Consider the following 23677-nt stretch of genomic DNA (forward strand, 5'->3'; position numbering starts at 1 on the left):
GATCTACCTCTCGATGGTGTCGAGGTGAAGCATCCGCGCGAGGTTCTTGTCGAGCTCGTCGTCACGGAAAATCTTCTTCCAATCATCTTTGATGATGCTCTCGCGACCGTAGTCCATCGCGATGAGGCACGCGTCACTGAAGGGGTTGTCGCCGCGGAGTCCGTTGGCGAGAGCGACCTGGGTGTGACCGTAGAGGATGCTGCGCGCCGCCGCCTCCGGCACTCCCATGGTGTTGATCGCCTCATCGAGCGCTTCGTTCAGAAGCGACCCGATCATGCAGGCGACGGTCTCAACGAGGGTCGGCTCGAGTTGGGCGAGCTGCTTGATCGTCACCCAGTGCACGTCGATGATCGGCGCGTAGATGGCGCGGACGGTTGCCTCAACGATGGCCTGCTTCGCGGCGTCATCGCTCTCGATCGCAGCGATAGCGTCTTGCGGGGCGGCGATGCCACCGAAGGTGTCGGCCCATTCTTCGGGCGTCTGGCGCTGCAGAAAGATCGACGGGTGGCACGGGTGCGCAACGGCCTGAATGATGCCTTCGCGCGTTGTGAGAAGACCCGCGTAGGCGGCAGCCGGGTCAAGGGTCAGTACGATCGCACCCTCTTTCATGAGAGGAACGATCTCAGCAGTCACGGGCGAGAGAGCGAGGTCGGGGACGGCGAAAACCACGATGTCGGCGTCGGCGACGGCTGTGGGGGCGTCGGTCAGTGAGCGGCCGGCATCCGTTGTGCGCTGCTGGCCGGCGGGGGAGTTTTCAACGTAGAAGACGGTGTGGTCGGTGCGTGCGAGGTTGTTCGACACTCGCATTCCCATTTTTCCGCCGGCGCCGAGAACGGCGATCGTGTAGGTGTCTGTCGTGGTGGTCATGTCGTGCTCCTCAAATAGTCGACTGTGGTGCGGGTCCATTCCCGCTCCGTGTGAACTGTGGTTTCGGCGTCGCCCTGCCAGGGCAGCCAGTGCTCGACGATTTCGTTGATGGCGCGCTCGCGCGGTCGAACCTTCTCGAGCAGGTGCGGGTAGTCGTGGAGTCCCGCGCCCATCAGCGCTCCGGAGTAGGTGAATCCCACCCAGCCCTCTTGCCGCGCGAAGGCGAAGTCTTTGGCGTGCACGTTTTTCACGAGCGCTGCCGTCTGCTCGACGCAGTCGCGGGGGCGTTCGAGACGCGCGACGACGTTGCCCGGGTCAAGGCAAATTCCGACATTCTCGCTGGCGATGCCCTCGACCAACCCGACGAGGTCTCGAGTCGCAATCTGCTCGTAAGTCTCGAGGGCAAGAGTGACTCCGGACGCCTCGTACTCAGCGACGACCGACTGCACCTGTGCTTCGGCCTCAGCGAGGGTCGGGCGAGATGTCGGGCTATAGAGCATGCTCCGCACAAGCTGTGCGTCGAACACTTCGGCAAGCTCTAGATAGCGTCGAAGGTGCTGCGGCTCGACACCCTTTGTTCCGAGCTCGATAGTGAGTCCGAGGTAGCGCGCGGCAGCTGCAGCATCCGAAAGCTCGGCGTCGCTCATGCTGTCGAGCGGTGCGTAGTCGCAGATCTGAAACAGGTCGACGCCGAGCTCGCGCGTTGCGGTGAATGCACCGGCGAGCGAGAGCGGAGTTGCCGCCCGCTCAGAGTGCTGCCAGAAGAAGGCGTAAGTGCCGAGGCCGATCATGGCCTGCTCCGCGCGGCAGCGAGTGACGCTGCTTCGTCGAGTACCGCGACGAAGGCATCGGGGTTGTGAGCGAATCGCCCGAGAAAGAGACCGTCGGCGGCGCCATCGAGCGCCGTCAAGAGACCGGGCCCCGCTGAACCGCCATAGATCACGGCGCTGCCGTCGCGGCCATCGAGCGCATCTAGCGCGGCGCGAAGTGCCGTCGTGACGGCGCCAATGTGGTGCGCCGGTGCCGGTTCTGGCGCACCGATTGCCCACACCGGCTCGTACGCCACGATGAGTGGGCCCGCAGCGGCCCCGGCGATCGCGGAATGGAGTTGCGCCACGGTTGTGGCCGCGGCATCCGCTGGGGACAGGTGCTCGGTCTCGCCGAGGCACAGTACGGGGGTGATTCCCTCAGAAAGTGCAGCCTTGGTTTTCGCAGCCACGACGGCGTCGGTTTCGGCGAAAAGACGTCGGCGCTCAGCGTGACCGATCTCGGCAACCTCGACGCCGGATTCGACGAGCTCTGTGGCAGAAACCTCGCCGGTGAATGCTCCCGGCGGATACTCCGATACATCCTGAGCACCGATCTTGATCGCGGTGTCGGTAAAGGTTCGAACGGCGTCGTCGATTTGTAAGTAGGTGGGAATGACGAAAACCTCAACGCTTCCCGTGCGCACAGCCTCGTGCAAGCGAATCCGCGCCGCTACCTGCTCGAACCAGGCCAGGGCTTCGGCCCGCCCGAAGTAGGTTTTGAGGCTGACTCCAACGGTCACTTGACCCATCAGCACGACCCGGTGGTCTCGTATTCGCCGATGACGGCGACCTTTTCGGCGCTCGCCGACGCCGGGTCGAAGCGGTAGGTCAGCCATTCGCGCACGAGCCGCCGAGCGAGCTCGATGCCCACAACGCGCTGGCCCATCGTGAGTACTTGAGCGTCGTTCGAGAGCACGCCGCGCTCCACCGAGAACGAATCATGCGCCGTGACAGCGCGGATGCCGGAAACCTTGTTCGCCGCGATCGCGACACCGAGTCCCGTGCCACAGATAAGAAGCGCCCGGTCTGCGGTGCCAGCGGCGACCTGCTCGGCCGCAGCGATTGCGACCTTGGGGTACGACGTGTGCCCATCGGCGTTGACACCGACATCGACGACGGAGGCAACTCCGGCGCTCGCCAGGAGGTCGCTTTTGAGGATCTCCTTGTACTCAAAGCCGGCGTCATCGCAGCCGATGACAATGCGGAGGGGGGTGGCGTCTGTCATGAGTGAGTCCTTTCGAGGGCGCTGTCGGCGGGTACTGCTGCTGACAGGACTGTTGAGATCGCGTTGACGATGAGCGCGAGCGAGTGTGCTCCCGGGTCGGGGGTGCCGACGCTGTTTTTTCCGTGGGCGCGGGCGCGACCCATGCGTGGCATCAGATCAGCGGTGGCGGTCGCTTTCGCTGTCGCAACAGCGGCAGCTTCGCTCCAGGCAGCGATGAGAGCTGCTCCGTCATCGACTTGGCGCGAGAGCGTTTCGGCAAACGGCACAAGCACATCGACCATCGTCTTGTCGCCGAGTTCGGCTTTGCCGTAGGCCATGACGCTCTCGGCGGCCGCTGAAACGCCCGCGGCGACAGCTTCGCGTGAGGGGCGACCTTCGTCGCCGAGACGAACGGCGACCTGGGCGAGGATGAGGCCCCAGAGCGCGCCCGATGTGCCGCCGGCCCGGTCAGCCCAGGCATCCGCGGCGCGAGCGAGTACTGTTTCGGCCCCCGCGCCCGCCGAAAAAGCGGTAGCTCCGGCAGTGGCTGCCGCATGCGACCCGCGCTGCATACCGATCCCGTGATCGCCGTCACCCGCGATCGAGTCGAGTCGGCCGAGTTCTTCGACATTGAGGTCGACAGTTTCGGCGATCGTCGTCAGCACGGCCTGCACGGTTGCTGCGACCTCGCGGGATGCGGCGTCAGTGGGCGCCACGTCAGCGAGCGCTGTTGTGCTGCTGGTGGTGGCATCCGCTCGTTCTGCGGGTGCGACCGAACCGCGGCGGTAGGCGGGAGTATCGACCGGGGTATCCCAGAGCGACTCGAGTTCGTCGTTGAGCCAAAAGAGAGTGAGCGAGGTGCCGGCCATGTCGAAGCTCGTGCAGTACTCGCCGACATGTGGGTCGACGATGTCGACTCCCGCTTCGGTGAGCAGCTGTGCGATACGCCGGTAGACGATGAACATCTCCTCGTACTTGAGCGAGCCGAGGCCGTTGAGGATCGGCACGACACGGGCACCGGGGAGTTCGATGCCGGCTGGCACTTCTTCGAGAAGCCGTGCGACCAGGAGTTCGGCGAGCTCGTCGGCGGTGGGAATGTCGGTTTCGTCGATGCCGGGTTCGCCATGAATGCCGAGGCCCACTGCCATCCGTCCCTCCGGGACGCTGAAGAGCGCGTGGTCGGCGCCAGGTAGCGTGCACCCGGAGAAGGCGACGCCGAATGAACGAGTGCGACCGTTGGCAAGCGTTGCGACCCGAGTCACCTCGGTCAGGTCAGACCCCGCCTCGGCCGCTGCCGCCGCGATGCGAAAAACCGTGAGGTCTCCCGTGATGCCGCGACGTTTGTGCCGCTCTTCGCGCCCGGCGCTGAAAATGTCGTCGGTGACGGCGAGGCTTTCGCAACGGATGCCGTCGGCTTGCAGCCGCTCTTGTGCGGCATCGAAATTGAGCACATCTCCGGCGTAATTGCCGTAGCTCAAGAACACTCCGCCGCCGTTGTCTGCGGCTTTAGCGACCGAGTACACCTGCTGCGTGCTGGGGGAGGCGAAGAGGTTTCCCATTGCTGCGCCGTGTGCGAGGCCCTGTCCGACCAAACCGCCGAACGCGGGGTAGTGGCCCGAGCCGCCGCCGACAACGACAGCAACCTGGCCCGCTGGCGAGACGGTGCTTCGCACGACTCCACCCGTGACGCGCCGAACGTAGCGCTCGTTGGCGGCGACGAAGCCCTCGATCATCTCGTCGGCAAAGTCGGCGGGATCGTTCCATAGTCGCGTCATCGCGGCTCCTCGGGGCGGTGAGTCGGTGTGTGGGTGCATTCAGTTTGCCAAACCGGTTGACCAATTGCAAGCATCCGGTTGACCAATATCGCAAGGGTGTTCTATCGCGGCCAGGTAAGTTGTTCGCATGCCTGCGTACTCCGACGAGCGTTCTAATGAGATCGCCGCATCACTGGGTTCCCTGCCCGCTGGTACGCCGGTGTCGGAGGTTGCGCGCCGACTGCTCGATCTCTTCACGAGTGGTTCGATCGAGCCGGGCACTCGGCTTCCGCCCGAGCGTCAGCTCGCGTTGACCCTCGGCGTCGGTCGCTCAGCGGTGCGCGAGGCGCTCGCGGCCCTCGAGATCATCGGCATCGTCGATGTGCGCCCGGGTTCGGGAACGTACCTGCGCGGCGCGGCGAGCGAGCTGTTGCCGCAAACGCTCCGCTGGGGGCTGCTGATAGGTGAGCGCAACACCGCAGAGCTGCTCGAGATGCGCTCAGGGCTCGAGATCTACGTCGCGCGCCTCGCGGCCGGCCGAGCGGAGGCATCCGCGCTCGAGTCTCTGGCTTCGCACGTGGAACGGATGCGCGAGTCGGTTGCTGACCTGCGGGCCTTTGCGAAAGCAGACTTGGAGTTTCACAACGCTCTTGCCGCCGCAGCCGACAATGCTGTGCTGATCGACATGCTGCACGTCGTGCGCTCGCTGCTGCAGGTGTATGCCGATCGCGCCGTGCACGACGCTTCGGAGGTCGCGAGCGCAATCGATGAGCATGACGCGATCTATCGGGCCGTCGCCGACGGAGATGAGGATGCCGCCGCCTCTGCCATGGCGGTACACATGGCTACAGCATCCGCTCGCCTCGCCGCCGCATCGCGCACTTCGTAACGACTGCCTCTGACCGCCGACTCGCCCGTTTCTGCGGGTGTTGGTGTGAGGGCACCCACAAGAACAGGCAAGTCGCGACGCGTGGAAAGTCGGGATCACGGTGGGACCATGGTCCCTATCGTGGTCAGACCACATTGGGCACGATGGTCATGGGAACAGGAGCGGACACCCAGTCCGCACCGGGTAGGAGGCTCTCATGTCCGGCAGCATCGATGCACTCGTCGCACGCGCACAGATTGCGCTTGATGAATACGCGTCCTTCACTCAAGAGCAGATCGACTTCATCGTGCGGAAAGCATCGGTCGCAGCTCTCAGCCACCACGGCGAGCTCGCGGAGCTTGCGGTAGCCGAGACGGGCAGAGGTCTTTTCGAAGACAAAGCAGTGAAGAACATCTTCGCGTGCGAACACGTCACGCACTCGATCATCAAGCAGCGCACCGTCGGTGTGATCTCGACAGACGAGATCACCGGTATCACCGAGATCGCCGATCCAGTCGGCGTCGTGTGCGCGCTCACCCCGGTGACGAACCCCACCTCGACCACGATCTTCAAGGCACTCATCGCGCTGAAGACACGGAACCCCATCGTCTTCGGGTTCCACCCGGCGGCACAGAAGTGCTCGGCTGCCGCCGCGAAGATCGTTCGTGACGCCGCGGTTGCTGCGGGTGCTCCGGTCAACTGTGTGCAGTGGATCGAAGAACCTTCTCTCGCAGCATCCAACGAGCTCATGAACAACCCCGGTGTCGCGCTCATTCTCGCAACGGGCGGCAACGCGATGGTTCGCGCTGCATACTCCTGTGGCAAGCCAGCTCTCGGCGTCGGCGCCGGCAACGTGCCCGCCTTCATCGAACGCACCGCCAAGGTCGGTCGCGCGGTCAACGACGTCGTGCTGTCGAAGTCGTTCGACAACGGCATGGTGTGCGCCTCTGAGCAGGCCGTCATCCTCGACGAACCGATCGCCGAAGAGGCGATGGCAGAATTCGTTCGGTTGCACGCCTACGTCGTGAATGCCGAAGAGAAGCGCCAGCTCGAAGAGTTCATCTTCGGAGTGAAAGCCAACGCAAAGAACTGCGGCGACGCCAAGCTCAATGCGGCCGTCGTCGGTCAGACCCCGGTGTGGATCGCGCAGCAGGCGGGCTTCACGGTTCCAGAAGACACGTCGCTTCTCATGGTCGACGTCGCCGAGGTCGGACCCCGCGAGCCACTGACTCGCGAAAAGCTTGCCCCCGTGCTCGCGATCCTGCGTGCCAAGAACGCCGAGGCGGGCATCACGCTTTCGGAGCAGATGGTCAACTTCGATGGCCTCGGCCACTCGGGCGCTATCCACAGCAACGATCAGGCCGTCATCGCCGAGTTCGCAAAGCGAGTTAAGGCGGTGCGCATCATCGAAAACGCACCATCGGCGCTCGGCGGAATCGGCGACATCTACAACGCGTTCATGCCGTCGTTGACTCTCGGTTGTGGTTCCTATGGTCACAACTCGGTGTCGAACAACATCTCCGCAGTCAACCTCGTAAACGTCAAGCGAATCGGACGCCGCAACAACAACCTGCAGTGGTTCAAGGTGCCGGCCAAGACCTATTTCGAGCTGAATGCGATTCGCTACCTGATCGACATGAAGGGCGTCGATCGCGTCACGATCGTCACCGACGCCACGATGACGAAGCTCGGCTTCGTCGACAAGGTGATCGACGTTCTGAACCGCCGACCCAACCGCGTGCACCTGCAGATCATCGACCGGGTGCTGCCCGAGCCGAAGCTGTCGAGCGTCGTTGCGGGTGCCGCAGAAATGCGGGAGTTCAAGCCTGACACGATCATCGCTCTCGGTGGTGGGTCACCGATGGATGCCGCCAAAGTCATGTGGCTGCTCTACGAAAACCCCGAGGTGCAGTTCTCGGACATGCGCGAGAAGTTCTTCGATGTGCGTAAGCGCGCTTTCAAGTTCCCCGACCTCGGCAAGATGGCACAGCTCGTCTGCATTCCCACCACGTCGGGCACCGGTTCTGAGATGACACCGTTCGCGGTGATCACCGACGACGAAACGGGCAAGAAGTACCCGCTGGCCGACTACGCGCTGACCCCATCGGTTGCGATCATCGACCCGGCGCTCACGTCGGCCTTGCCCGCGAACGTCGTCGCCGACGCTGGTTTTGATGCTTTGACGCACGCCACTGAGGCGTACGTGTCGGTGTACGCCAACGATTACACCGACGGATTGGCTCTCCACGCGATCAAGCTCATCTTCGAGCACATCGAGCGCAGCGCCAAAGCGAAGTCCGGAAGCACGGATCCTGCCGACATGCTCGCTCGTGAAAAGATGCACAACGCGGCATCCATTGCAGGTATGGCATTCGGAAACGCCTTCCTGGGAATCGTTCACGCGATGGCGCACGTCACCGGATCCAGGTTCCACCTGATCCACGGACGCACCAACGCCGTGTATCTGCCCCACGTGATCCGCTACAACGGTCGCATCCCCACCAAGCTCACGAGCTGGCCCAAATACGAGCGCTATATCGCGCCCGAGCGGTTCCAAGAGATCGCACGACACCTCGGGTTGAAGGCATCCACTCCTGAAGAGGGCGTGGAGTCTTACGCCCGTGCCGTCGAAGCCCTTCGCGACGCGATCGGTATCGAAAGCTCGTTCCAGGCGCAGGGTGTCTCCGAGACCGAATTCATCGGTCAGCTGGATGCCCTGGCGATGGCAGCCTACGAAGACCAGTGTGCACCGGCAAACCCGCGGATGCCGATGCTCGCTGATATGAAGACGCTCATGGAAGCCTCCTACTACGGCACGTCGTTCGATGAGGTGCGGGCGCACCGTGTCGAGGTCGCAGCCGCTGGAGAAGCCCCCGTCGAGGTGGTCGCTGAAAAGCTCGCCACGAAGGGCGCCTAGCGTCTCAGGTTCGATGCCCGGCGGATCCGAAGGGGGATCTGCCGGGCATCGTTGTGTGCGAGGGCGTTCGAGGAGGTGGGCTAAATTGTGGGGACGTGAGCCGTCCGGCTATCCGTGTCCCCACGACTGTCAACGGAGGCAGCACTGTGAAGATTTCCCCCAGTCCAGTGACCATCGGTACGTCAGGGCTCGGGCGCAATACGCAACCGGGTAGCCCCGAAGAGAAGACCGCTGTCGCGGCAGCGGTCGCGTTGTTCGAGTCTCCACACACTTACGTCGATACGTCGAACAACTACTCCGGGGGTCGTTCCGAGGCCATACTCGGACTTGCGCTCCAACAGGTCAAGGCCGACGCTGAGCCGCATGTCGTGACGAAGGTCGATGAAGACCCCGACACGCGTGCCTTCGATCGGGATCGCGTGCTGCGCTCATTCGAGGAAAGCTGCGCGCGCTTGGGCGTTGACCGCCTCCCGCTTTTGCATTTTCACGACCCATACGCCGTCACGGTCTCGGAAGCGATGGCTCCCGGAGGCGCCGTCGAGGGCCTCATCGAGCTTCGGGATGCCGGTGTCGTCGATGCCATCGGCATCGCCACCTACCCGATCGACGAAATGCGTGAGTACATCGGTACCGGGGTTTTCGACGCGGTGCTCAGTCACAACTGCTTCACTCTCGTTGACCGGAGCGCGGCGCCGCTTTTCGAAGACGCGCGAGCGCGCGGAATGACCGTTTTCAATGCTGCCCCGTTCGGCAGCGGAATCTTGGCGAAAGGGTCGGCCTCGGCATCCACCTACGCCTACCGTGAGCCCTCGGCCGAACTTCTCTCGCGGGTCGTGCGGATGGAAGAGGTATGTGCCGCGTACGACGTACCGCTTGCCGCTGTCGCCCTGGAATTCTCGCTGCGCTCGCCGCTGGTTGATTCGACCGTCGTTGGAATCAAAACCGAGCACCGGCTCCGAGAGCTCACCGCACTGCTTGCGACCGATGTGCCCGACGAGATCTGGGGCCGGATCGAAGCGATTCAGGCGAGTGCGTAGGTCGTCAGCTCCGGCGAGGTGGGATCCGCTAATTGGTCAACCGGTGTACCAGTGCTAGCGTGAGGGTACTTTCGTGCGATCTTGAGAAGAGGTCATAGATGACCACCATCCCCGACACCGATAGCCCACAGATCGACCCGTCGATTCCGACGTGGGTTCTCGGTGAAACACCGTGGCAGGCCATCCAGCCCGCCGCGGGTCCCCGCGCCCGCGTGATTATCGACAATGACTTCTCGGGTGACCCCGACGACCTCTTTCAGCTCGTTCACCACGTCCTTTCGCCGAGCGTCGATATCCGTGCCGTAGTGGCATCCCACCTTCGACCCGGTGATGGATTCGACCCGAGCTCGCACACAGCCGACAACGCCGCGACCGTGGTGAAGGATGTCTTCGCTCGCATGGGGATCGACTCCGCTGACGTCATCTACACCGGCGCGAACGAGGCGCTTGTCGACCGGAAAACGCCGCAGCGTTCGCCTGCTGTCGACGCCATCATCGCCGAAGCGCTCCGCGATGACGTGGCGTCTCCACTCTTCTACGTCGCGGGCGGAGGCCTGACCGACATCGCTTCGGCATACCTGATCGAGCCGCGTATCGCGGATCGACTGACGCTCGTCTGGATCGGCGGCGGCGAACACGAAGAACTTGCCGCGCCGCCGCCGGGGGCGATGCCCATCGAATACAACCTGCTGATCGACGTTGTCGCGGGACAGGTGATCTTCGGCGACTCTTCGGTGAAGATCTGGCAGGTGCCGCGTGATGTGTACCGCCAGTGTCTCGTCTCGGATGCGGAACTTCGGCTGCGCGTTGCCGCCACCGGACCCCTCGGACGTTACCTGTACGACGAAGTCGCGCGTGTCTTCGCGATGGTCGGCGCCCATATGTCAGGGGCGTCGGAAACCTACGCGCTCGGTGATTCGCCGCTGGTGCTGCTTACGGCATTGCAGTCGCTATTCGAGCCCGACTCGGCATCGAGTCAACACGTCGAGCGATCAACGCCTGCGCTCGACGACGACGGTGGCTACGTCGAGGTGCCGGGTGCGCGTTCGATGCGTATCTACACCTGGGTAGACACTCGGCTGATGTTCGAGGACTTCTACCTCAAGCTGTCGGAATTCGGTCGCTGGCAGGCAGGCAGCGCCGCGTGAACGACTCGACAGCTGAGGCATCCGTGCGACCTCGCACCATCATCACTGCCGACCCAGAGCTTGACGATCTCAACTCGATGATTCGGTTTTTGCTCTATACCAACGAAGTCGAGGTTGCTGGTCTCGTCTACGCGAGCAGTCAATTTCACTGGCGTGGCGATGGTCAGGGCACACGGTTCTTTTTGCCCGATCGCGAATACGCTGAGCCGCAGACGTCCTGGCGCTGGGCGCCGGGTGAGCGCTTTATCGACGATGCGGTCGACGCCTACACCGCGGTCTACGAAAATCTTGCTGTGCACGACCCGAGGTATCCGACTCCTGCCGCGCTTCGCGCGGTCGTGCGCGAGGGAAATGTGGATTTCGAGGGCGATACGAGTCGCGAGACGCCCGGATCGCAGCTGATCGCGGCTGTCCTTCTCGATGAGCGAACAGACCCCGTGCACCTGCAGATGTGGGCCGGACCGAGCACTGTCGCGCGAGCGTTGATGTCGATCGAAGAGCGTTTCGCTGATACCGCCGAGTGGTCCGCGGTGCACGCGGCCGTGTCGGCGAAAGCCATCATCACGAAGTTCGCCTCGCAGGATGCCACGTACGACGATTACATCGCGCCGCATTGGCCGGACATTCGGGTGGTCGAGGTCGCCACGATGGGGTGGGGGTACATGATCCGGAGAGTTCTCCCCGAGGCGGATGCATCGCTGATCTCAGCGGATTGGCTGCGAGCAAACGTCACCAGCGTCGGGCCGCTCGGCGCTCGCTACCGTGTGTGGGGCGATGGGCGGCAGATGGTGCCGGGAGACACCACCGACTATTTCCACCTCTCTGGGCTTACGGCCGATGAATTGCGCGCGCAGGGATATCAGGTGTGGATCGACCCGCAGAAGGCGGGGGAGTGGATCTCGGAGGGCGACAGCACGAACATGCTGAATCTCATCGTCCCCGGGCTTCGGGGCCACGAGCACCCGAGCTATGGCGGCTGGGGCGGATACGCCGCACGCACCGACGACGGCGCCGATACCTGGGCGATCGCCGACAGCGCCTTCGGAGGCCGCGGCGACGAGAGATCTGTCATGCGCTGGTTCGCCGACGCCCAAACCGACTTCGCGGCGCGACTGCAGTGGTCGGTCAGTGGCAGCTTCGAAGAAGTGAATCACCATCCCAAGCTGCACGTCGACCGATGCGATATCGACGTCTCACTCGGGGAGCGCGTAGAGCTCCGGGCGCAGGCGAGTGACCCCGACGGTGATGCTGTCACCGTGCGCTGGTGGCACGACGCGGCAGCGAGCACGGTCACCGGCGACCCTGTCGTATCCGCCGCGGGCGAAATAGCATCCGTCGTCATTCCCGCAACGGCAAGGCCCGGTGACACCATCCACATCATCGCCGAGGCCGAAGATGACGCCCCGCATCCGCTCAAGTCGTATCAGCGCGTGATCCTGACGGTGCGCTCCTAGCCGCCCGAACCCGCTCGCGAAGGGTCGCAACACGCCGCTATGGCGTGTGCCGCGCGATATCAATGCGGCGTGTTGCGACCCTTCGCGCGGCTGTGGCTGTGGCTGTGGCGGGGGCGGAATGCTGCGCGGGCTCAGGCGGTGGCGGAGCGGATGGCGGCGTCGACGGCTTCGAGCAGTGGCGGTGGGCTGAACATCAGCGCCGAGGCAACGACCCGACCGTTCGCCCAGACAGTGTCGGCCCGCACAGCTTCGGCACGGTCGGCATCGAACGTCGCCACGGTGTCGAGGAGTGCCCGATACGCGCGTGGGTCGTCGATGACGGCGCCGAGCGATGCATTCAGCCCCGGCAACTGCTGGCGTGGGACTTCGGATGCCGCGGCAAACCGCCACTCGTGGTGACCCGACCCCACCGCGAACTCTGCTTCGCCGGGAAGGTCGACGATCGCTGTTGCATTGGCGGGGACTGTCGCCGTGACGATGATCTGTGCACCCTCGCGCCGCCACGCCACGGATGCCTCACCGTACGGTGTGACATGGCGCGCTGACGCGTTTTCGAGTGCCATCAGCGGCCGCGGAGCGACCCGCATCGTGCGATAGCCGGGTGTGGCGGGCGCCAAGCCTGCCACAGTGCGGTGCAGCCAGTCCGCGACGGCACCGAGGGCATAGTGATTGAACGACGTCATCTCGCCGGGGTTGACCGATCCGTCGGCCAGGAGAGAATCCCATCGCTCCCACACCGTCGTGGCGCCCATGGTAATCGGGTACAGCCACGAGGGGCATTCGGTCTGCAGCAGGAGACGTTCGGCAGCGGCGACATGGCCGTTGTGCGTCAGGGCGTCGGTCATGATCGGAGTTCCGACGAAGCCGGTTGCGATGCGATACCCGCCCTCGCGCACAAGAGCTGCCAGCCGATCCGCCAGCGCCTGCCGGACGACCGGATCGGTCACGAGGTCGAACTCAAGAGCCAGCGCGTAGGCGGTCGGAGCATCACTCATCATTCGCCCGGCCGGAGTCACATATTCCGCGACGAAAGCAAGCCGAGTACGCTCTGCGAGAGCTGCGTAGGTCGTCGCATCCGCCGAGTTGCCGAGAAGCGCCGCCGCATGAGCGACCTGCCCAAGCGAGCGCGCAAGGTAAGCGGTTGCGACGATGTCGCCATCGACCTTGGCCTGGCCCGGCTTGTCGGGTGGGGCAGAGGGGTCGAGCCAGTCGCCAAGCTGCATCCTGCCAGCCCACAGCCCGCGGTCGTCGACGCGTGCGAGGACGGAATCCACCCACGTTTTCATGCTCGCGTATTGGGCTTCGATCGCGCCTACATCGCCGAATCGTTCGTAGAGCACGGTCGGAACCACCGTCGCGGCATCCCCCCACACCGCGGTGGGCCCGCCACCCCCAAACGAAGGGAGTGCGGCGGGAATCACCAACGGCACCGACCCATCTTCGGTTCGATTTTGCTCGTGGGTGAGGTCGCGCAGCCACGACACGAGGAAAGCATCGCAGTCGTAGAGAAAAGCGGCCGTCGGTGAGAACACCTGAATGTCGCCGGTCCACCCGAGACGCTCGTCGCGCTGCGGGCAGTCGGTCGGGATCGACAAGAAGTTGCCCCGCATGCCCCACACCACATTTTCGTGGAGGCGTTCAAGCATCGAATCGGATGCCGTGAACCACCCGGTCCGCGTCAGGTCGGTGTGAAGCACCACCGCTTCGACATCCGACGCACTGATCTCGGCTCCCGTGATCTCGGCGTAGCGAAACCCGTAGAACGAGAACCGTGACTCCAGGACGTCTTCTTCGCCCGACAGTTCGAACGTGGCCGTGGCTTTCGCATTTCGCAGGGGCCGGATGCTGAGCTCGCCGTTCTCGAGAACTTCGGCGTGGCGCATCACGATCCGCTGTCCCGCTTCGCCGCGGATCTTCACACGCAAGCGGCCCACCAGGTTTTGACCGAAGTCGAGGATCGTGCCGCCGGAGGGGCTTGCCAGAGTCTGAGCAACCGGCAGCGTCTCGATGCGGCGGACCGGCGGCGCAATTCGCGGCTCGGGCACCGGCACATTTTCATAGCCAGGATGGGCTGCAGCGCCGAGGCGAGCGGGGGCCCACGCGGATGCGGTGCGTCGTAGGTCTTGATGCTCGCCTGCATAGATGCCGCTATCAACGACCGTGCCGTCTCCGGCCGCTTCCCACCCGTCGCCGGTTGCGGCGACAGTGGACGTTTCGCCGTCTTCGTAGGTCACCCGAAGTTGCGCGAGGAAAGAGGGTTGTGTGCCATAAAGGTGGTCGGCGAACTCGTAAAAGCCGTACTTCTCGGTGTACCAGGCACCTGCAACCGTCGCGCTGAGCTCATTGTCACCTGCGTTGACGAGAGCAGTGACGTCAACGCTTTCGTGCACGAGTCGGTCTCGATACGAGGTCCAGCCCGGTGACAGCACGTCTTCTGAAACTGCTTCCCCGTTGACTTCCGGTTCAGCCACGCCCAGTGCTGTCCAGAACAGTGTCGCGTGGGATATCGGGCGATCGAGGGTAAATCGAGTGCGCGCAACAAAGGGTTGCGCCGGGCGGTCAGGAGAGACGAGACCGATTGGTTGAGCGATCCATTCGCCCTCGGACATGAAGCCAGGCTCGACAAGTAACGGAGCGCTCCAGTCAGTTTCAGCGTTAGCTGTTGACCGCGCACGAACGCGTATTTCTCGCTTTTCCCCGGGAGAAAGCGCGGCGAAAGGCCATGCGACAAGCACACTGTCGCGGCCTTCCAAGGTGATCCTTTCCCGGCCGTCCGTCAGATCAGCCGACGCTTGAATCCAGCCGTCCGCGGCGGCCTCGACCTGCCAACTCAGCCGTGGCGTTGCCGTCGCGACAGGACCCTCGCGGAGTTCAGTGCGAAGCTTCGTGATGCGCGCGTGAGAGTTCATTCGTCGTTCCCCTCGGAGATCCAGCGTTCCACCGCGATTTGGCCCTCGACCGCGTAGACACCGATGACTCGTCCAGTGAAGGATTCGGTGACCTCGGACGACAGGAAACGCCCGTCGACCTGAGCGATTTCACGACGCTCGCCGTCGATGGTGGCGGCGATGTGAAACACGTCGCTCGTAGACACGATTCCTGCGCCACGGGGTGGCTTCTTCGAAGCGAGGTGCAGCTCGAGCTTCGTGCCAGCGAACGGATACTGCCACTGCTGGTGCAGGCCGCCGATGAACGCGCGCGCGACGACTTCACCGGTGCCGGCCTCGATCTCGAGACGGAACTGTTCGTCGTACCGGACGGCGAGCCCGCCGACTCCGGCGGAGACATCGAGGTGGACAGTGACCTCGTTGGTGAGGTGTTCCTGACGCCGTCCGACGAACGCCGGCTTCGCATCCGCGAGAGTCGAGCCATCGGCGGTCAGTACGAGGCGGCCGTTCTGCACCCTGGCGACATCGGTGGGAAAACGGCGAACCGAGATCCACTCCGCATCGAGAGGGCCGTCGAAAGAGATGTCGATGCTCGTGCCCGGGCGTGGATTCAACTCGACAGGTGCGAGGGCCGGCCATCCATCAGACCAGGTGACGGGTGTGACGAAGCTCTCGCGGCCGAGAGCTGAGAACGCTCGCGTGCCGCTGCGCGGACGGACGCCCAAGAGCACGCACAGCCAGCCGCCGTCAACACCCTCGACGAGGTCGCCGTGTCCCGTGTTCTGGATCGGTCGCGGCGTGGAGCGCGCCGAGGCCAGTGGGTTTGCCGGGGCGCCTTCGAATGGGCCGGACGGTGAATCTCCGCGCGCGATACTGATCGCGTGCCCGCGCTCGGTGCCACCTTCGGCGAGCATCAGATACCAGCTGCCATCGATGTCATAGAGGTGCGGTGCTTCGGGGAACATGAGCCCCGTGCCCGACCAGAGCGAGCGCGGCTCCTCGGTTGCCCGGTGGGATTCAAGGTCGACCACGACCTGCTGAATGCCGAGATGCGTCGGCGCATTCGGGTTGAGGTCGCCCGAGAGCAGGAGGCCAGAAAAGGTGACGTAGCAGGTGCCATCGGCATCCCAAGCGATATCCGGGTCGATTCCGAACAGGCTTTGCGAGCCGTCTGCGGTCAGCAGGAGGTCACCGTCACTCCACGGACCGGCTGCTTCGTCGGCGGTGAAATGCAGCATGCCACGACCCATCGCGTCGGTGATGACGAGGTGAAATTGATCGTGGTGATAACGGATCGTTGGTGCCCACGCGCCACCGCCGGTGGGCACTGACTCGACGCCGAGTTGACCGGGGCGAGTTGCGACATGGCCGATAAGTTCCCACGTCACGAAATCGCGGGACCGATGAATCGGGATGCCGGGAAGGTACTCGAATGTCGACGTAGCGAGGTAGTACCAGCCGCCGACTTTGACGATGCTCGGGTCGGGGTGGAAGCCGTTCAGTACCGGGTTCGGAAGGTTGTGCATTGATGACTTTCCGTTCAACGGGCAAGGAGGGTGCCGAGATCCCGCGCGAGCGCGAGTGCGCGCGGATCCGCGCCGCCGGGCCAGGCGCCGCGGACGATAGTCCACGCGAACGCGATGCCGGTATCGGGGTCGACGCAGGCGAGTGCGCCCATCGCGCCGTCGTGACCGAACGCGCGCGGGCCACCGAAGTTGTGGACTGCTGTCGGCTTTTGGAAGACGATCGAGTGAGCGCGATCAGCGAGGCCGAGCACTTCGTCGGTGCCGTGAACCTGTTGTTGCGACAGCACTGAAACGGTGTCGGCCGAGAGGAACGGGGCACGTCCGTCGCGACCGGTGACAGCGGATGCCAGCAAGCCGGCGAGACCGCGCGCTGTCCCGGTTCCGGATCCAGCCGGGTGGCCGAACCGCCAGCTCACCTCATCGTTCGCGAGGTCGACGGCCGGGCCCGGAGTCGACCAGGCGAGGACGCCGAGCTGCGTGGGTGTGCTGACGGAGGTGTCGGACACGGGTCGGATCATCGGCAGCAGGGGTACGCGCCGCACATCGTGCTCGGGAGGAAGTCCGAGGTAGAAGTCGATGTCGTGGGGAGCACGGATTTCTTGTTCGTAGAAATCGCGCAGGGTGCGGCCGGTCACGCGAAAAACGAGCTCGGCTGCTAAATTTCCGATCGTCACTGCGTGGTAGCCGAACGCTGAGCCCGGGTGCCAGAGCGGTCGTGAATCTGCGAGCCTCGCTGCCGCGGCGTGATCATCGAGTAACTCCGCCCACGTGAGCGATGGCGTTGCCTGGGGAAGCCCCGCCTGATGGGAGAGAAGTTGCCGCACTGTGATGCGCGCCTTGTCCTTTGCCGCGAACTCAGGCCAGTACGTGCTCACGTACTCGTCGAGTTCGATGTCGCCGCGCTCGAGGAGAAGCCCGATCGAGAGCCCGATCGTGTTCTTCGTGACCGAGTACGGGACCGTGATCGAGTCGCCGCCCAGGTGAGGGCCGCCCCAGACGTCGAGCACGCGCTCACCGCTGTGGAATGCCGCGGCCTGAAAGGAGAGGTCGGGGTCACCCGCCAAATACGCGCTGAGGCGCTCGACGACTTCACCGAGACGATCGTCGGCATATCCTTCGAGCGCTCCAGCGAGGGTATTCATGCAGATGGCGTCCATTCCAGTGAAAGCGGAAGATCCGCGGCCGATGCTCCGGCGCACAGAGTGAAGGCGCCAGATTCAAGCTGCCAGCCATCTGCCCAGTGCGCAAAGCGGCGCGAGGGCAACTCGACTGTCGCGGTGACTGTCTGACCGGGTTCGGCGTGTACGACGGCGAAGCCGACCAACCACAATTCGGGTCGATCGATCGCGGAGTCTTTGCGCTGTGCGTAGACCTGAACGACCTGCTTTCCCGCCCGTGTGCCGGTGTTCGCCAGCACCACTTCGAGCGTGTCGACCGCTGTACCCTCGACGCGGTGTGCCGCGCCCCACGACCAGGTCGTGTAGCCGAGTCCGTGGCCGAACGGGAAGGCCGGCGTTGCGGAAGCCTTCGCCCACGCGCGATAGCCGATGTGGATGCCTTCGGTGTAGTGAAGCATTCCATCGGTGGGAGACACTTCGGTAACCGGCACATCCTCGAGAGTTGCAGGCCACGTCGTAGGAATTCGGCCACCGGGCTCGGCGGCTCCTGTGAGCACGTCGGCCAATGCGTTGCCGAACTCTTGGCCACCGAAGTAGCCCTGAACGATGGCTGCCACGTCGTTTGCCCACGGCAGCACGACGGGTGAACCGGCGTTGACAACCACGATTGTTCGGGGGTTTGCCGCGACCACGGCGCGCACCAGATCATCTTGGCGTCCCGGCAGATCGAGGTTCTCTCGGTCGAATCCTTCTGACTCGACCTTTGAGTTCGTGCCGACGACGACGATGGCGACGTCTGCCGCGCTGGCGGCTGCTGCGGCACGCGCGATGAGGGCGTCTGCATCGGTGTCTTCGGGGGCCACACCGAGAGTGACCGATACCGCACCCGCGAGGGGGCCTTCGGCATCCAATCGCATTTCCAGGCGCACCCGACGAGCGCGGCCCGCCTCGAAAGCGACCGGAACCGTGATCGAGGGGGGATTTAGGAACGCGGCCCCAAGGTCGGTTCCTTCGACTACCGGAGCGTCGTCGAGAACCAGCTCGCCGTCAACATAGAGACGAGCGGGATTCGCACCGGCAAACCCCAGCAGGAGCTCGCCCGACTCGACCGTCGTCACATCGGCTTCAGCGACGAGGGTGCTTGTCGCTGAGATCGGAGCATCGCCGCCGAACCACACGAGGGCGGATGAGCGGCGATCTTCGCTGAACAGTTCGCTTCCCGCGGCATCCTGGAATGCGATGCGCAAGCCCGGTTCTCCGGTAACGGGGTTGGTGAGCTGCTCGAGCGGTATCTCTGCAACACCTTCCTGCACGACAGCACCGATCTCATACGTGATCTCGGCGTTCGGAAGTGCGGCACGGATGCCGTCAAGAGGCGTCACGATCTGCTCGGGGATGACGGTTGCGCTGCCGCCGCCCTGGGTGCGGGCATCGCGCGCATTGTGGCCGATGATCGCAACCGACGAGAGCTCTGCGGCGCTCAACGGAAGTACGCCGTCGTTCGACAGGAGCACTGTGCCTTCAATCGCTGCCTCTCGCACAAAGGCGAGCCCATCGAGCGCAGACGGCACGACAGCGGGTGTGTCGCCGAGTGCACCGACGCGCTCGGCGAGCAAAAGCATCCGCAGCACCTTACGGTCGAGGTCGGCCTCATTCACTCGACCATCGCGAACGGCCTCGACGAGGTCAGCCCATGCGGGTGCGGGGCCTGGCATTGCGAGGTCCTGTGATGCGGCGACGGAGGCCAGCGAGCGCACCGCTGTCCAGTCGCTGATCACGACGCCATCGAAGCCCCACTCGCTGTTCAGCGGTGTCTCGAGCAGATCATTCTCGGTCATGGTGACACCGTCGACCGAGTTGTAAGAGCTCATGATCGCCCACGCACCAGCGTCGACAGCTCGCTCGAATGGTGCGAGGTAGAGCTCGCGGAGCGAACGCTCGTCAACATCGACATCAACCGTGAACCGGTCGGTCTCGCTGTCGTTGGCGACGTAGTGCTTCGGTGTCGCTGCGACACCGTTATCTTGCAGTCCGCGCACGTACGCAGCGGCGAGCTCGGCGCTCAACTCGGGGTCTTCGCTGAAGCACTCGAAGTGGCGCCCACCCAGAGGGGAACGGTGCAGGTTGATCGTCGGGCCGAGTACGACGTCAACATCTTTGCGCCGCGCCTCCGAGGCCGCTGCGGCGCCGTAGCGATACGCGAGATCTGTGCTCCATGCCGCCGCGAGCGCGGAACCGGAAGGCATATTCAGTGACGGTTCACGCTCGTCCCAGCGGGGTCCTCGGACGCCAGCGGGGCCGTCCGACAGAGTCATTGCGCGCAGCCCGATTTCCGGAACCGGCACCGTCGTCCAGAAGTCGGCACCTTGAACCAGCGCCGCCTTCGTCTCGAGACTCAGCTTTTCGAGAAGCGGCCGGAGGTGGTCGGTCGATTCGGTCATGCTGCTTCTCCTGCTTCGTTGGCGCGTAGTTCGGCGCGAGCGATGCGGCGCGCCTCTTGCTTGTCGGGATCTGGCAAGGGAGCTGCCATGAATAGTCGTTGGGTGTACGGATGTGTCGGGTGCGACGTGACCTGCTCTCCATCTCCGGTCTCGACGATTTCGCCGCGGAACATCACCGACACTCGGTGACTGATGTGACGCACGACGGCGAGATCGTGCGTGATGAAGAGGTAAGCGACGCCAGTGCGTTCTTGAATCTCGATGAAGAGATCGAGAACGCGCGCTTGTGTCGACAGGTCGAGCGCCGATACCGGCTCGTCGCAGACGATCAGCTTCGGATCCAGTGCGAGAGCGCGAGCGATCGCTATGCGTTGCCGCTGCCCACCGGAAAATTCGCGCGCGAGGCGACTGCGTGCTCCGTCGGGGAGGCCCACGCGGTCGAGCAGGTCTCGTACCTTCGCTCGGGCCTGCTGCTTGCTCTCATTTCGAACCGTGAGAGGTTCCGAAAGAATCTGCTCGATCGTCATCGAGGGGTTGAGCGAAGAGTAGGGATCTTGGAAGACCACCTGGATCTCGCTCGAAAGCGCACGGCGTTCGTTTCGGCGGAGGTGGCCGATGTCGCGGCCGGCGTAGTTGACCGTTCCTGCGGTGACGGGAGCCAGCCCCAGCAGTGCTCTTCCGAGCGTCGTCTTGCCTGACCCGGACTCTCCGACGAGGCCGACGGTCTCGCCGGGGCGAATGTCGAGTGATACGCCCTTCAGGGCGCGGAATGGTGTGCCGCGAAAGCCTTTTCCGGGATACTCGACGACAAGATCTTTGACGTCCAGCAATGGTGAAGTCATGACTGGGCCCCTTCCTGAGGTGCGCTGTAGGCCGGACGCGCGGGTCCTTCGTCGAGGATCGCGCCCAACAACGACTGGGTGTACGGATGGCTGGGCGTCCGCAGAATCGTGCGCACCGGGCCCGATTCGACGAACAGCCCCTGCTGCATCACGGTGACTCGGTCACAGAGGTCGGCGACCACACCGAAGTTGTGGGTGACCAGCAACATGGCCATGCCCTTTTCTTGCTGCAGATCGCGCAGCAAGTCCAGCACCTCGGCTTGCACTGTCACATCGAGCGCCGTCGTGGGTTCGTCGGCGATGATCAGGTCGGGGTCGGTCGAGACAGCTCCGGCGATGAGCACACGCTGTGCCATACCGCCCGAGACCTCGAACGGGTACGCGTCGAATGTGCGTTTCGGATTCGGGATGCCGACGCGATCCAGCAGCGATAGCGCAAGCTCCGTGGCATCCTTCTTGGACATTCCTAACCGCACGCGCAGCGGCTCGACGAGATGCTGGCCGATCGTGAACGCCTGATCGAGATTCGACATCGGTTCTTGCGGAATGTAACCGATTCGAGTGCCTCGGATGCCGGCGTACTCCTTTTCACCGGCAGACGTCAGCGACACGCCCTGGTAGTCGATCGTGCCGCCAGCGACATGCCCGCCGCGTGGCAGCAGACCGAGAACCGAGAATGCGGTCTGCGTCTTTCCCGAACCGGACTCGCCAACGAGCCCGTGCACTTCTCCGCGGTGGATGTCGAGAGAAACTCCGTGGACAACCTCGACGACAGAGCGATCGGATTGGTCGTAGCTCACTCGTAGGTCTTTGATGCTGAGGAGCGTCTCGATGCCCGCAAACTCGTTATCCGGGTGCACGATGGTTTCGCCCACGACCGGAATCGGCCCGGAGTCTTCGATGGGTGCGTCGCCACCGGAGGTCGAGATGGATGTCGTGACGGCCGCGATCGAGGTCGTCGCTCCCGTCACGGCACGACGACGACGGCGTCGCACCGGGATGGTGCGCTCGAGCTCATCGCGCATGCCGTTTGCAAGCAACGTCAGAGCGATTGAGGTGACGGCGATGGCCAAGGACGGCCACAGCATGAGTGTCGGCTCTTTGTAGATGTTCTTGAAGGCGTCGTTGAGCATCTGCCCCCACGTGGGAACCGAGAGATCGCCGAGTCCCAAGAACTCAAGACCCGCCTGGATGGCGATGGTGATGCCAGCCACAATCGCGGATTGGATGATGATCGGCGCTCGCACGACCGACAGCACGTGACGACCGATGATGCGCATGTCGCTGAGGCCGGCGACGCGAGCTGCATCGACATAGAGCTCTTCGCGAACCGCGTTGACGGAGGCGTAGACGAGCCGGAAGTAGGCGGGCGAGATCAAAACACCGAACACGAGCATCGCAATCCACACCGACGGGCCGACGACGGCCTGAACCGCCAGCAGCACGACGATTCCAGGGAGAGCCATCAGGAGCGACGTCGTCCACGAGGACACGCTGTCGAACCAGCCATGGAAATAGCCGGCGATCAGACCGGACACGACTCCGATGACGAGTGAGGTGACCAGCGCCAAAAGGGCGGCGCCCACGCTGACTTGAGTTGCCGCGAGCAGTCGGGAGAGAACATCTCGACCGGCGCTGTCGGTGCCCAGCACGTGCTCCGCGCTCGGCGGTTGAAGAATCAGCTGCAGCGATGCGAGGTTGGGATCGTACGGCGCGATCCAGGGCCCGACGATCGCGATGAGCGCGACGATCCCCAGCACGATGAGCGACGCGAGCGTAAGGGGTCTCCGGAGCAGCCGCTTGACAAGCTTGGTCTGCCCTGAGCCGCTCGTGGGAACAGTTTGGGGAGTTTCGATGGCGGTCATGACAGTCTCACCTTCGGGTTGAGAGCGGCCTGCGCGAGGTCGATGAGGAGATTGACGATGACGACGATGATCGCGGTAGCGACGACGACGCCCATGACGACGGGGATGTCGCCGGAGCTTGTCGCGGAGACCGTGAGCTGTCCGATGCCCGGCAGTGCGAATACCTGCTCGATGACAACGGCACCGCCGAGGAGGCCGACGAACTGCACAGCAAGCACGGCGAGCGCGGGTCCGCCGGCGTTTCGGAGCACATGGCGGTAAACCACCCGGTTCATGCCGAGACCGCGGGCGCGAAGGGTGCGTACGTAGTCCCGCGAGAGGGCATCACTGACCGATCCGCGGATTTGCTGCGCGACGGCTGCAATAGCGCTGAGCGATAGTGCCGCGATGGGAAGTGTGATTGAGGAGAGCCATCCGGTGAACGATGTCGTGATCGGGATGAAGCCGGTGGCCTTGAACCACCCGAGTCCGACGGCGAACCACAGCACGAGGTAGAGGGCGATGAGGAATCCGGGAATTGCGAAGCCGATGACCGCGACGAACTGCACCACCGCGTCTATCCAGCCACCGCGTCGGGCGGCAAGGACGCCGAGGATGACGGACACGATAGCGGCGACGATGGTCGTTCCGATGACCAGGGTCAGAGTCACTGCCAGGCGGCTCGAGAGGCTCGTTGTGACGGGCTGGCTCGAGAACCATGAGACCCCGAAATCACCGGTGACGGCGTGCGAGATCCAGTTCCAGAACTGTGTAATCAACGGCTGATCGAGTCCGAGCTGTTGCGCTTTGAGCGCCACGGTCTCCTCGGTGGCATTTTGCCCGAGGATGCGCCGTGCGATATCGCCACCACCGGCGTACAGCAGGAAGAAGGCGACGACGGAGACAGCGAACACCAAGAAGATGCCCGCGACGAGGCGGCGGAAGATGAAGCTGAGCATT

At 63.9% G+C, this 23677-nt stretch carries 17 protein-coding genes; 5 read left to right on the plus strand and 12 right to left on the minus strand.

The window, feature by feature from the left end:
• Positions 1-3 precede the first annotated feature (3 nt).
• The 5 genes from G6N83_RS08455 to G6N83_RS08475 are packed head-to-tail and all read right to left on the minus strand — an operon-like array spanning position 4 to position 4655.
• Positions 4-867: a phosphogluconate dehydrogenase C-terminal domain-containing protein gene (locus tag G6N83_RS08455; protein WP_165141154.1), complete on the minus strand. Its 864-nt coding sequence runs from the start codon at positions 865-867 to the stop codon at positions 4-6.
• Positions 864-1658 carry a sugar phosphate isomerase/epimerase family protein gene (locus G6N83_RS08460; RefSeq protein ID WP_165141156.1) on the minus strand — a complete coding sequence of 265 codons (795 nt, stop codon included), beginning with the start codon at positions 1656-1658 and terminating at the stop codon, positions 864-866. The genes G6N83_RS08455 and G6N83_RS08460 overlap by 4 nt, the downstream gene beginning before the upstream one ends.
• Positions 1655-2425 carry a triose-phosphate isomerase family protein gene (locus G6N83_RS08465; protein ID WP_165141158.1) on the minus strand — a complete coding sequence of 257 codons (771 nt, stop codon included), beginning with the start codon at positions 2423-2425 and terminating at the stop codon, positions 1655-1657. The genes G6N83_RS08460 and G6N83_RS08465 overlap by 4 nt, the downstream gene beginning before the upstream one ends.
• On the minus strand, positions 2425-2901 hold the full coding sequence (locus G6N83_RS08470; RefSeq protein ID WP_165141160.1) for a ribose-5-phosphate isomerase: 477 nt from the start codon (positions 2899-2901) through the stop codon (positions 2425-2427). The genes G6N83_RS08465 and G6N83_RS08470 overlap by 1 nt, the downstream gene beginning before the upstream one ends.
• Positions 2898-4655, minus strand: coding sequence for a dihydroxyacetone kinase family protein (locus tag G6N83_RS08475; protein ID WP_165141162.1), 1758 nt, complete (start codon positions 4653-4655; stop codon positions 2898-2900). Before G6N83_RS08475 ends, G6N83_RS08470 begins: the two co-directional genes overlap by 4 nt.
• 127 nt (positions 4656-4782) lie before the next feature.
• On the opposite strand from G6N83_RS08475, the gene G6N83_RS08480 reads away from it, so the two are divergent.
• The 5 genes from G6N83_RS08480 (at position 4783) to G6N83_RS08500 (ending at position 12058) form a co-directional block, all read left to right on the plus strand.
• Positions 4783-5523, plus strand: a complete 741-nt coding sequence (locus tag G6N83_RS08480) for a FadR/GntR family transcriptional regulator (protein WP_165141164.1) — start codon at positions 4783-4785, stop codon at positions 5521-5523.
• A gap of 196 nt (positions 5524-5719) precedes the next feature.
• Complete coding sequence (adhE, locus tag G6N83_RS08485) at positions 5720-8419, plus strand: bifunctional acetaldehyde-CoA/alcohol dehydrogenase (RefSeq protein WP_165141166.1); 2700 nt, start codon at positions 5720-5722, stop codon at positions 8417-8419.
• A 95-nt stretch (positions 8420-8514) separates the two neighbouring features.
• Positions 8515-9456, plus strand: coding sequence for an aldo/keto reductase (locus G6N83_RS08490; RefSeq protein ID WP_241246145.1), 942 nt, complete (start codon positions 8515-8517; stop codon positions 9454-9456).
• A 98-nt stretch (positions 9457-9554) separates the two neighbouring features.
• Positions 9555-10604, plus strand: a complete 1050-nt coding sequence (locus G6N83_RS08495) for a nucleoside hydrolase (protein WP_165141170.1) — start codon at positions 9555-9557, stop codon at positions 10602-10604.
• Positions 10601-12058 (plus strand): DUF1593 domain-containing protein, encoded by a 1458-nt coding sequence (locus tag G6N83_RS08500; RefSeq protein ID WP_241246146.1) that lies wholly within the window; start codon positions 10601-10603, stop codon positions 12056-12058. Before G6N83_RS08495 ends, G6N83_RS08500 begins: the two co-directional genes overlap by 4 nt.
• Positions 12059-12189: 131 nt before the next feature.
• On the opposite strand, the gene G6N83_RS08505 is transcribed toward G6N83_RS08500, so the two are convergent.
• From G6N83_RS08505 to G6N83_RS08535, 7 genes are read right to left on the minus strand one after another with little or no spacing between them, the layout of a single operon-like run.
• Complete coding sequence (locus G6N83_RS08505) at positions 12190-14967, minus strand: alpha-L-rhamnosidase (protein WP_165141172.1); 2778 nt, start codon at positions 14965-14967, stop codon at positions 12190-12192.
• The gene (locus G6N83_RS08510) at positions 14964-16472 is read right to left on the minus strand and encodes a glycoside hydrolase family 43 protein (RefSeq protein WP_165141174.1); all 1509 of its coding nucleotides are present in this window, start codon (positions 16470-16472) and stop codon (positions 14964-14966) included. The genes G6N83_RS08505 and G6N83_RS08510 overlap by 4 nt, the downstream gene beginning before the upstream one ends.
• Before the next feature lie 14 nt (positions 16473-16486).
• Positions 16487-17614, minus strand: coding sequence for a serine hydrolase domain-containing protein (locus G6N83_RS08515; RefSeq protein WP_165141176.1), 1128 nt, complete (start codon positions 17612-17614; stop codon positions 16487-16489).
• Entirely contained in the window at positions 17611-20031 is a 2421-nt protein-coding gene (locus tag G6N83_RS08520) for a beta-glucosidase H (RefSeq protein ID WP_165141178.1), read from the minus strand. Before G6N83_RS08520 ends, G6N83_RS08515 begins: the two co-directional genes overlap by 4 nt.
• Complete coding sequence (locus G6N83_RS08525; protein WP_165141180.1) at positions 20028-20873, minus strand: ATP-binding cassette domain-containing protein; 846 nt, start codon at positions 20871-20873, stop codon at positions 20028-20030. Before G6N83_RS08525 ends, G6N83_RS08520 begins: the two co-directional genes overlap by 4 nt.
• Positions 20870-22738, minus strand: coding sequence for a dipeptide/oligopeptide/nickel ABC transporter permease/ATP-binding protein (locus G6N83_RS08530; RefSeq protein ID WP_165141182.1), 1869 nt, complete (start codon positions 22736-22738; stop codon positions 20870-20872). Before G6N83_RS08530 ends, G6N83_RS08525 begins: the two co-directional genes overlap by 4 nt.
• Positions 22735-23676, minus strand: coding sequence for an ABC transporter permease (locus tag G6N83_RS08535; RefSeq protein WP_165141184.1), 942 nt, complete (start codon positions 23674-23676; stop codon positions 22735-22737). The genes G6N83_RS08530 and G6N83_RS08535 overlap by 4 nt, the downstream gene beginning before the upstream one ends.
• Position 23677 lies beyond the last annotated feature (1 nt).

It is taken from the genome of Microbacterium endophyticum, assembly GCF_011047135.1.
In the GTDB taxonomy this organism is placed as follows: domain Bacteria; phylum Actinomycetota; class Actinomycetes; order Actinomycetales; family Microbacteriaceae; genus Microbacterium; species Microbacterium endophyticum.

Excerpts from the sequence above, each read along its gene's own strand:
- G6N83_RS08455 (WP_165141154.1), bottom strand. The coding sequence starts at position 867 with ATGACCACCACGACAGACACCTACACGATCGCCGTTCTCGGCGCCGGC.
- G6N83_RS08460 (WP_165141156.1), bottom strand. The coding sequence starts at position 1,658 with ATGATCGGCCTCGGCACTTACGCCTTCTTCTGGCAGCACTCTGAGCGG.
- G6N83_RS08465 (WP_165141158.1), bottom strand. The coding sequence starts at position 2,425 with ATGGGTCAAGTGACCGTTGGAGTCAGCCTCAAAACCTACTTCGGGCGG.
- G6N83_RS08470 (WP_165141160.1), bottom strand. The coding sequence starts at position 2,901 with ATGACAGACGCCACCCCCCTCCGCATTGTCATCGGCTGCGATGACGCC.
- G6N83_RS08475 (WP_165141162.1), bottom strand. The coding sequence starts at position 4,655 with ATGACGCGACTATGGAACGATCCCGCCGACTTTGCCGACGAGATGATC.
- G6N83_RS08480 (WP_165141164.1), top strand. The coding sequence starts at position 4,783 with ATGCCTGCGTACTCCGACGAGCGTTCTAATGAGATCGCCGCATCACTG.
- adhE (WP_165141166.1), top strand. The coding sequence starts at position 5,720 with ATGTCCGGCAGCATCGATGCACTCGTCGCACGCGCACAGATTGCGCTT.
- G6N83_RS08495 (WP_165141170.1), top strand. The coding sequence starts at position 9,555 with ATGACCACCATCCCCGACACCGATAGCCCACAGATCGACCCGTCGATT.
- G6N83_RS08505 (WP_165141172.1), bottom strand. The coding sequence starts at position 14,967 with ATGAACTCTCACGCGCGCATCACGAAGCTTCGCACTGAACTCCGCGAG.
- G6N83_RS08510 (WP_165141174.1), bottom strand. The coding sequence starts at position 16,472 with ATGCACAACCTTCCGAACCCGGTACTGAACGGCTTCCACCCCGACCCG.
- G6N83_RS08515 (WP_165141176.1), bottom strand. The coding sequence starts at position 17,614 with ATGAATACCCTCGCTGGAGCGCTCGAAGGATATGCCGACGATCGTCTC.
- G6N83_RS08520 (WP_165141178.1), bottom strand. The coding sequence starts at position 20,031 with ATGACCGAATCGACCGACCACCTCCGGCCGCTTCTCGAAAAGCTGAGT.
- G6N83_RS08525 (WP_165141180.1), bottom strand. The coding sequence starts at position 20,873 with ATGACTTCACCATTGCTGGACGTCAAAGATCTTGTCGTCGAGTATCCC.
- G6N83_RS08530 (WP_165141182.1), bottom strand. The coding sequence starts at position 22,738 with ATGACCGCCATCGAAACTCCCCAAACTGTTCCCACGAGCGGCTCAGGG.
- G6N83_RS08535 (WP_165141184.1), bottom strand. The coding sequence starts at position 23,676 with ATGCTCAGCTTCATCTTCCGCCGCCTCGTCGCGGGCATCTTCTTGGTG.